General features: G+C 69.3%; 7 protein-coding genes and 1 pseudogene. 7 read left to right on the top strand and 1 reads right to left on the bottom strand.

Features of this window, described 5'->3' with window-relative positions:
• A partial coding sequence (locus AC5RV2_RS11595) for an ATP-binding protein (RefSeq protein WP_494092455.1) occupies positions 1 to 1,466 on the bottom strand: 1,466 nt, incomplete at its 3' end.
• 197 nt (positions 1,467 to 1,663) lie between these two features.
• On the opposite strand from AC5RV2_RS11595, the gene AC5RV2_RS11590 reads away from it, so the two are divergent.
• The 7 genes and pseudogenes from AC5RV2_RS11590 to AC5RV2_RS11560 form a co-directional block, all read left to right on the top strand.
• Positions 1,664 to 2,671: a Bug family tripartite tricarboxylate transporter substrate binding protein gene (locus tag AC5RV2_RS11590; RefSeq protein WP_494092454.1), complete on the top strand. Its 1,008-nt coding sequence runs from the start codon at positions 1,664 to 1,666 to the stop codon at positions 2,669 to 2,671.
• A 2-nt stretch (positions 2,672 to 2,673) separates the two neighbouring features.
• Entirely contained in the window at positions 2,674 to 3,213 is a 540-nt protein-coding gene (locus AC5RV2_RS11585) for a tripartite tricarboxylate transporter TctB family protein (protein WP_494092453.1), read from the top strand.
• Positions 3,206 to 4,756 (top strand): tripartite tricarboxylate transporter permease, encoded by a 1,551-nt coding sequence (locus tag AC5RV2_RS11580; protein ID WP_494092452.1) that lies wholly within the window; start codon positions 3,206 to 3,208, stop codon positions 4,754 to 4,756. The genes AC5RV2_RS11585 and AC5RV2_RS11580 overlap by 8 nt, the downstream gene beginning before the upstream one ends.
• The gene (locus tag AC5RV2_RS11575) at positions 4,753 to 5,148 is read left to right on the top strand and encodes a universal stress protein (protein WP_493977715.1); all 396 of its coding nucleotides are present in this window, start codon (positions 4,753 to 4,755) and stop codon (positions 5,146 to 5,148) included. Before AC5RV2_RS11580 ends, AC5RV2_RS11575 begins: the two co-directional genes overlap by 4 nt.
• Positions 5,149 to 5,529: 381 nt before the next feature.
• Complete coding sequence (gene dxr, locus AC5RV2_RS11570; protein ID WP_494092451.1) at positions 5,530 to 6,744, top strand: 1-deoxy-D-xylulose-5-phosphate reductoisomerase; 1,215 nt, start codon at positions 5,530 to 5,532, stop codon at positions 6,742 to 6,744.
• Positions 6,741 to 8,135 carry a M50 family metallopeptidase gene (locus AC5RV2_RS11565; RefSeq protein ID WP_494092450.1) on the top strand — a complete coding sequence of 465 codons (1,395 nt, stop codon included), beginning with the start codon at positions 6,741 to 6,743 and terminating at the stop codon, positions 8,133 to 8,135. The genes dxr and AC5RV2_RS11565 overlap by 4 nt, the downstream gene beginning before the upstream one ends.
• 173 nt (positions 8,136 to 8,308) lie before the next feature.
• A pseudogene (locus AC5RV2_RS11560) lies at positions 8,309 to 8,791 on the top strand (hypothetical protein); the annotation flags it as partial.

Here is an 8,791-nt window from a genome sequence, read left to right as displayed (position 1 = left end):
ACCAGCGCGAGGCCGAACCCCCGGCTGCCCGGCAGCGCGGCCTCCTTGCCCGAGACGCCCGGCTCGAAGATGCGGTGGTATTCCTCCGCCGGGATGCCAGGGCCGTCGTCCGCGACCGTGATGGTGCAGCCGGCCGGGCCGCTGGCGACGGCGACGGTGATGGTTCCCTGCATCCCCACGGCTTCGATGGCGTTGTCGATCAGGTTCCCGAGCACCGTGACCGCATCGGTGGTGCCGTCCGGGGCGAGCTCGGACGCCGGATCGATGAGCAACCTGATGTCCTTTTCGTCACAGATGGTGGTCTTGGCCATCAGCAGGCTGGCCGCGTCCGGGTCCGTGATACCCGGGGCCAGTTCGCCCGCCACCACCGACCCGCCGTGGCCGGAACGCGAGATGAAGTCCACCGCCTGTTGCGCGCGGCCCAGTTCCAGCAGGCCGGAGATCACATGCATCTTGTTGGAAAATTCGTGCGCCTGGGCACGCAGGGCCTGGGTGACATCCCGTGCGCCGTCCAAATCCTGCAGCAGCTGGTGCAGTTCGGTGCGGTCCCGCAGGATGAGGACGCTGCCCACACGTCGCGAGTCCACGGTGGCCGCGTTGGCCCGGGCCAGCAGCACCCGTTCACCGGCGAGGACCGTTTCGTCGGCGCCGCCGGTGGCCGCGAGCATTGCTGCCAGCTCCGGTTCCAGGATGGTGGTGGCTGGCTGGCCCAATGCGGTATCGGAGACCTCCAGGAGTCGTTTCGCCTCATCGTTGAGCAAGGCGATGCGCCCGCGGTCGTCGACGGCGACCACGCCCTCGCCGATGCCGTGCAGCATCGCGTCGCGCGTTTCGAGCAGGGCGGCGATCTCCTCCGGCTCGAGCTGATAGATCCGCCGCCACACCAGCCGCGAGATGTAGATCGCGCCGGCCGATCCGACCAGTGCCGCCGCGATGAGCCAGGCCAGCAGAACGGGCAAGTCGTCGTTGAGGTCATCGCGCAGCGTCGATTCCAAGGTGCCGACCGACGCGGTGCCGATCACTGTGCCGCCCGACCGGTCATAGACGGGCACCTTCACCCGCCACGACTCGCCCAGCGTGCCGGTCTGCCGGCCGACGAACGTCTCGCCGGACAACGGGATCGACGGGTCCGTGGAAACCATCTGCCCGATCAACGCCGGGTTCGGGTGGGAGTAGCGGATCCCGCGGTCGTCCGTGACCACCACATAGGTCACGCCCGTGGACTGCGCGATGAGCTCGGCGATCGGCTGGATGGTCTCGCTGGGGTCTTCGTCGTCGAAGGCGTCCACAATGGACGGCAGTTGCGCGACCGAGCGTGCCACGCCGATCATCCGTCCCTCGTAGGCGTCGCGGATCTGCTGCTCCTGCATCGAAATGGCGACCGAGCCGGCCACCAGTACGACGGCGAGCAGGATGGACAGCTGCAGCACAAACAGCTGGGTCCGCAGCGACAGGGATTGGAACACACCACCATTTTCGCACGCTGTTAGCTGCGCCACTTTGCAGCTGTTATCCGATGCCCCGGAGGGCGGGGCGCGGTCGTGACCACAATGACCAATACGGCCACAATGACCGCATTCTTCCCGCGCGGCGCACCGGTCCCTACGCTGGGGCGCACGGCATGGTGATGCCCATCACGCCGGCTGGAGGAGGAAGAACCTACATGAAGCTCGACCGTACGATGAGACGCCGTTCGGCCCTGGTGGCCGCCGCGGCAGCATCCGCCCTGGTCCTGGCCGCCTGCGGCTCCACTGGTGGCGGCGGGGGCGGTGCCGAAGAAGCCGGCATCGACAAGCTCAACATCATTGTCCCGGCAGACCCGGGCGGCGGCTGGGACCAGACCGGCCGCGCCATCCAAAAGGATCTGCAGGAGAACGACCTGGTTTCCAGCGCCTCGGTGGTCAACATCGGCGGCGCCGGCGGCACCAACGGGCTGGCGAAGCTGGCCACCGAACAGAACCCGGACACCCTGATGGTGATGGGGTACGTCATGGTCGGGGCCGTGGAAACCAACAAGTCGAAGAACCGGATCGAAGACACCACGCCGATCGCCCGGCTCACCGAAGAACCGCTCGTCGTCGTCGTTCCCGCCGACTCGCCGTACCAGACGATCGACGACCTGATCGCCGACGTCAAGGCCAAGGGCAAGGGCGTCTCCATCACCGGCGGGTCCGCCGGCGGCGCCGACCACATCCTGGCCGGCCTCATGCTGAAGGAAGCCGGAATCGGCGCCGACAGCCTGAACTACATCCCGTACTCCGGCGGCGGGGAATCGCTGGCGGCGCTGCTGGGCAACAAGGTCTCGGCCGGCATCTCCGGCGTGGGCGAGTACGCGGAGCAGGTCAAGGCCGGCAAGCTGCGCGCCCTGGCGGTCTCCGGCCCGGAGGCGGCGCCGCAGCTGCCCGAGGTCAAGCCGCTGAAGGAGCAGGGCATGGACGTGGTGCTCACCAACTGGCGCGGCGTGGTGGCTCCCGGGTCCATCGACGACGCCCAGGCGGAGAAGCTCACGGCGCTGATGACCGAGCTGCACGAAACCGACGCGTGGAAGGAAACCCTGTCCACCAACAACTGGGGTGACGCGTTCCTGGCCGGCGAAGAATTCGCCAGCTTCCTGACGGAGGACATCGAGACAGTCACCGCGACCCTGACGGATATCGGTCTCGTGAAGTAATCATGGCCTCTTCCACTACTGGAGCGGTCCGGGGCGGCACTGCCGCCCCGGGCAAGCCGCTCGGAGAAATAATCTTCGCGGCCGTGATCCTGAGCATCGGGATCGTCGGCTTCGTGGCCGGGGCAGGGATTGAAACGCCCGACTCGGCCAGCGACATCGGGCCCCGGGCGCTGCCGTACATCGTCTCCGGCCTGCTGGTGGCGGTCGGTGCCGGGCTGATCGTGCAGCTGCTGCGCGGCGTCACCGGCCAGGCCGAAGAGGGCGAAGACATCGATCCGGATGTCAAGACGGACTGGCTGACCGTCGCCAAGATGGCGGGCGCCGTCGTCGTTCATATTTTCCTGATCGTGCCGCTCGGCTGGCCGGTTGCCGCGGCGGTGCTGTTCATCGGCGCGGCGTGGGCGCTCGGTGCCAAGCCGCTGTGGCGTGCGGCCGTGGTCGGGGTGGTCATGGCGCTGCTGCTGCAGTTCGCGTTCGCCGGGCTCCTCGGCGTCTCGCTGCCTGCCGGCGTGCTCGAAGGGGTGCCGTTCCTCAATGGATAACTTCTACGCCCTCCTGGAGGGCTTCTCCGTGGCGATGCAGCCGATCTACCTGCTGTACGCCCTGGGCGGCGTCCTGGTCGGAACGGCGGTGGGCGTTCTGCCGGGTATCGGGCCGGCGATGACCGTTGCCCTGCTGATGCCGATCACCTACAGCCTCGAGCCGACGGCCGCGATCATCGTCTTCGCCGGCATCTACTACGGCGGCATGTATGGCGGTTCGACCACGTCGATCCTGCTGAACACGCCCGGTGAATCCGCGTCCATCGTCACCGCGCTCGAGGGCAACCGGATGGCCAAGGCCGGCCGCGGTGCCGCGGCGCTGGCGACGGCGGCGATCGGCTCCTTCATTGCCGGCACGGTCGCCACGGTGCTGCTAAGTTTCGTGGCGCCCTATGTGGCCGCATTCGCCGTGCAGATCGGTCCGGTGGAGTACGTCGCCCTGATGGTCGTGGCGTTCCTGACTGTGGGCGCGCTGCTGGGCGCCTCGGTGCTGCGCGGCCTGGCCTCGCTGGGGCTGGGACTGTTCATGGCGTTCATGGGCGTGGACCTGATGACCGGCCAGCAGCGCTACACCTTCGGCAGCCCGTTCCTGGCGGACGGGATCGACGTCGTGCTGGTGGCCGTGGGGCTGTTCGCGCTGGGCGAGGCGCTGTATGTGGCGTCCCGGCTGCGGCACGGGCCCGTCAAGGTCATCCCGGTGACCGGCGGCTGGACGTCGTGGATGAAGAAGGAAGACTGGCGGCGGTCCTGGAAGCCGTGGCTGCGCGGGACCTTCATCGGCTTCCCGATCGGCACCATGCCGGCCGGCGGCGCCGACGTGGCCACCTTCCTGTCCTATGCGTCCGAGAAGAAACTGGCCCGCGGCGCCCGGAAGAAGCAATTCGGGCGCGGCGCCATCGAAGGCGTGGCCGGGCCGGAGTCGGCCAACAACGCGGCCGCGGCCGGCGTGCTGGTTCCGCTGCTGACGCTGGGCATTCCGACGACGGCGACGGCGGCGATGATGCTGGTGGCCTTCCAGCGCTACAACATCCAGCCCGGGCCGCTGCTGTTCGAGGTCGAGGGTGCCCTGGTCTGGGCGCTGATCGCCAGCCTCTACGTGGGCAACCTGATGCTGCTGGTGCTGAACCTGCCGCTGGTGGGCATCTGGGTGAAGATCCTGCAGATCCCGCGGCCGTACCTCTACGCCGGCATCCTGGTCTTCGCGGCCATGGGCGCGTTCTCGGTGAACTTCACCCCGGTCGACGTGTTCGTGCTGCTGGTGGTGGGCGTGCTGGGCTTCTTCATGCGCCGGTACGGCTACCCGATTGCCCCGCTCGTGGTGGGCATGATCCTGGGGCCGATTTTCGAGAGCCAGCTGCGGCGTTCGCTGGCCATCTCCCAGGGTGATCCGATGGCGCTGGTGTCCACCCCGATCTCGGCCGGCATCTACGTCGCGCTGGTCGTCATCTTCGTGCTGTCCTTCTGGCTGAAGAAGCGCCAGCGCGTGATGGAATCGGCGATGCTCGACGACGAGAACCCCCAAGGCAAGGAGGTCAGCGCATGACGACGATAGTGGTGGGGTATGTTCCCAACGCTCTGGGCGACGCCGCACTGGCCGCCGCCATCGACGAGGCCGGCCGCCGGTCGGCGAAGCTGCTGGTGGTCAACACCACCCGGGCGGACCGGTTGGTGGACCCGACCTACGCCGACGCCGCCGACGTCACCCGGCTGGAATCGGTCCTGGCGGGGGCCGGCGTCGATTTCAGCATCAGGCACGGCATCTCGGACGGGCTGGCCGCCGACGACGTGCTCGACGCCGCCGAAGAGTCCGGGGCGGACCTGATTGTCATCGGGGTGCGCAACCGGACGCCGGTAGGCAAGCTGGTGATGGGTTCCACGGCGCAAACGATCCTGCTGGGCGCCTCCTGCAACGTGCTGGCGGTCAAGCAGGGGTAGCCGGCGCCGCGGCGACGGGTCGCGACAGTCGGCGATTCGCTCGCCGGGGTGCGCCGAGGCGCTGGCATCGACGCCGGTGCAGGGTTCCGCTGCCGGTGCAGGGCCCACAAACCCTGCACCGGCAGATTTTCCCTGCACCCGGTGCCACGTCCGGCGGGCGAGGAGCAGGTTCGCGCGGCCGGGGGTTGTCGTCGAGATGACCCGCCGTAAAGGGTGATCCCGCCACCAGGTCAGGGGATATAACCGGTGATCTCGCCACCAGGTCAGGGGAGGGCTTCGAGATCACCCCGTATAACCGGTGATCTCGAAGTCAAGGGGTAACTTGGACGCCGCACAGCCCGTGCTCCGTGGCCGGACCGCCGGTGCTGGATAATTGAGCGCATGGAGTTCCGAGACCCGCCCCGCGCCGCCCCGCTTCCCGCCCGACGCAGGGTAGTGCTGCTGGGGTCCACCGGTTCGATCGGCACGCAGGGGATCGACGTCGTGGACGCGGCCCCGGAACGCTTCGAGGTCACGGCGCTCGCCGCCGGCGGCAACGTGGAACTGGCCGCCCGGCAGGCGGTCCACACCCGGGCCCAGGCCGTCGGAACCGCCGCCGGAACGGTGGACGAACTGGCAACGGCCATCAAGGCCGCCGCGGCGGACGCCGGGGTGTCCGGCTACTCGCCGGAGCTCTTTGCCGGCCCCGACGCCGCGGCGAGGATTGCCGCCTGGCCGGACGCCGACGTCGTGCTTAACGGCATTACCGGGTCCATTGGACTGGCCCCCACGCTGGCCGCGCTCGGTGCGGGCCACCTGCTGGCACTGGCCAACAAGGAGTCCCTGATTGCCGGCGGGCCCCTGGTCAAGCAGGCCGCGCGGCCCGGGCAGATCGTGCCGGTGGATTCGGAACACTCGGCGCTGGCCCAGGCGCTCCGCTCGGGCACGGCCGCCGAAGTGGAACGGCTGATCGTCACCGCTTCCGGCGGGCCGTTCCGCGGCTACAGCAGGGCCGAGCTGCGCGATGTCACCCCGGCGCAGGCGCTGGCCCACCCCACCTGGGACATGGGCCGGATGGTCACCACCAACTCGGCGACCATGGTCAACAAGGCGCTGGAAGTCATCGAGGCGCACCTGCTCTTCGACGTCCCGCTGGAGCGGATCGACGTGGTGGTGCACCCGCAGTCGGTGGTGCACTCGATGGTGCAGTTCACCGACGGATCCACCATCGCGCAGGCCTCGCCGCCGGACATGCGCCTGCCGATCGCGCTCGGCATGGGCTGGCCGGAGCGGGTGCCCGGCGCCGCGCAGCCGTGTGACTGGAGCCAGGCCACCAGCTGGACCTTCGAGCCCCTGGACGAGGAGGTCTTCGGTGCGGTGCGGCTGGCCAAGGAGGCGGCCGGCCGCGGCGGGACCTTCATGGCCGTGTACAACGCGGCCAACGAGGAAGCCGTGGACGCCTTCCACGACGGCCGGATCCGCTTCGACGAGATCGTGGAGACGGTCGCTGCCGTGGTGGACGAGCACGCGCCGTCCGGTGAACTGACCGTGGCCGCAGTGCTGGCCGCAGAGGACTGGGCACGCTCGCGGGCCCACGAACGTTTGGCTATGTTGTGACCATTCTGCTTTTCATTCTCGGCGTCCTCTTCGTGGCCGTCGGCATCGCCGTGTCCATCGCCCTGCACGAGGTGGGCCACCTGCTGCCCGCCAAGCTGTTCAAGGTGCGGGTCACCCAGTACATGGTCGGCTTCGGCAAGACCCTCTTCTCCCGCCGGCGCGGCGAGACCGAATACGGCGTGAAGGCCATCCCGCTCGGCGGCTACGTCTCGATGATCGGCATGTATCCGCCGGCCAAGGACGGGGGCGGCGGTGGCGGTAGCGGAGGCGTCGGAGGCGTCGGAGGCGTCGACGGCGGCGTCGCGGTCCGCCGGTCCAGCACCGGCATGTTCCAGCAACTGGCCAACGACGCCCGGCAGGCCGAAGCCGAGCGGTTGCAGCCCGGCGACGGAAACCGGATGTTCTACAAGCTGCCGGTCTGGAAACGGATCATCATCATGCTCGGCGGTCCGTTCGTGAACCTGGTCATCGGCACGGTCCTGATCGGCATCGTGCTGGTCGGCTTCGGCACCGCCGAGGCGACCACCACCATCGCCCAGGTCAATAAATGCGTGGTCCCGGCGTCGCAGGCCGCCGAAACCGGACAGACCGACTGCCTGCCCAGCGATCCGGAGGCTCCCGCCACGGCGGCGGGGATCCGGCCGGGGGACACCGTTACCGCCTTCGACGGCAGGCCGGTCACCGACTGGTACCAGTTGACCACCTGGATCCGGGACGCGGCGGGGGAGCAGACGCCGATCACCCTGCAGCGCGACGGCCGGGAAATCACCACCACCATCACCCCGATCCTCACCGAACGCCCGGTATACGACGACGCCGGGCAACCGCTGCTCGACGGCGACGGCGAGCCGGTGACGGAGCAGGCGGGCTTCGTGGGGATGGGCGCCACCACCGCGCTGGTACCGCAGCCGGCCGGCGACGTGCTCCCGGCCGTGGGGGAGAACCTGCAGGCGATCACCGGCGTGGTGCTCCATCTGCCGCAGCGGCTGGCCGACGTGGCCGAGGCCGCCTTCAGCGATGCTCCGCGGGACCCGAACGGGCCGATGAGCGTGGTGGGCGTGGGCCGGATTGCCGGCGAGATCAGCGCGATGGACGAGATTCCCTTCGAGGCGCGGGCGGCCTCGCTGATCGGGTTGGTCGGCTCGGTCAACCTGGCGCTGTTCGTGTTCAACCTGATCCCGCTGCTGCCGCTCGACGGAGGGCACGTGGCCGGCGCGCTCTGGGAAGCCATCCGCCGCGGCTTCGCCAAGCTGTTCCGCCGCCCGGATCCCGGGCCGGTGGACATCGCCAAACTGCTCCCGCTGACCTACGTGGTGGCCGTGGTGATGATGGGCATGGGCGCGCTGCTGATTTACGCGGACATCGTCAAACCGGTCAACATCTTCGGCTGATCCCGCCGTCACGGCGGCGCCGCGGCGAAACCGCCGTCTCCCTGATCCGGCACGACGGCGGTGCTCGCCCGGGTGCGCGGCAGGCCTGTGTGCGCGGCGCGCCCGCCGATGGTTGGAACCCGGCCCTTCGCCGTGGTTAGACTGGCCGGAACCGGCGAAGGGAGCCACAACCCGTGAGCACGGCACCGCGGACAGTCCGCACCGCAGCGAGCCTTTGGGGCACCGCCCGGGCGGAGACGATGGGCCGCAGGCCCCGGTTCAGGACCGGCGCCGCCGCCGTCCTGGCGGCTGCTGTTGCACTCGCCGGTTGCACCGCGCCGGGCGAGGCGCAGGATCCGCCATCATCGGCAGCGTCAACAGAGGCTGCCCCGGATCGCGTGCAGTTGAGGGCCGGTGCCGCCGATCCGCAGGTGCTTGCCGGATCCGACGCCGAAGCATCGCTCGCTGCCAGCCAGGCGTTGTTTGACTCCAGTCCCGTGGCGTTCGTCGCGCCTCCCGGCGACGCCGAGGCCATAGCTGCCGCGGCTGCCGAGTCGGTACCGATGGGTGTGCCGCTGCTGTTGGCCGGAGACGGGCTGGCCGAAGAACTGGAGCGGCTCGGCGTCCGCCAGGTCAAGGCTTTCGGCCAGCCGCCCGCCGAGCCGGAGGGCTCCCCG

The sequence above is a fragment of the Arthrobacter sp. Y3225116 genome, assembly GCF_059091245.1.
The sequence above is the reverse complement of the archived record's forward strand: the minus strand, read 5'-3'. Positions and strand labels throughout refer to the sequence as shown.

Coding starts and splice junctions, on each gene's coding strand:
- AC5RV2_RS11575 (WP_493977715.1), top strand. CDS start 4,753: ATGACGACGATAGTGGTGGGGTATGTTCCCAACGCTCTGGGCGACGCC.
- AC5RV2_RS11590 (WP_494092454.1), top strand. CDS start 1,664: ATGAAGCTCGACCGTACGATGAGACGCCGTTCGGCCCTGGTGGCCGCC.
- AC5RV2_RS11585 (WP_494092453.1), top strand. CDS start 2,674: ATGGCCTCTTCCACTACTGGAGCGGTCCGGGGCGGCACTGCCGCCCCG.
- AC5RV2_RS11580 (WP_494092452.1), top strand. CDS start 3,206: ATGGATAACTTCTACGCCCTCCTGGAGGGCTTCTCCGTGGCGATGCAG.
- dxr (WP_494092451.1), top strand. CDS start 5,530: ATGGAGTTCCGAGACCCGCCCCGCGCCGCCCCGCTTCCCGCCCGACGC.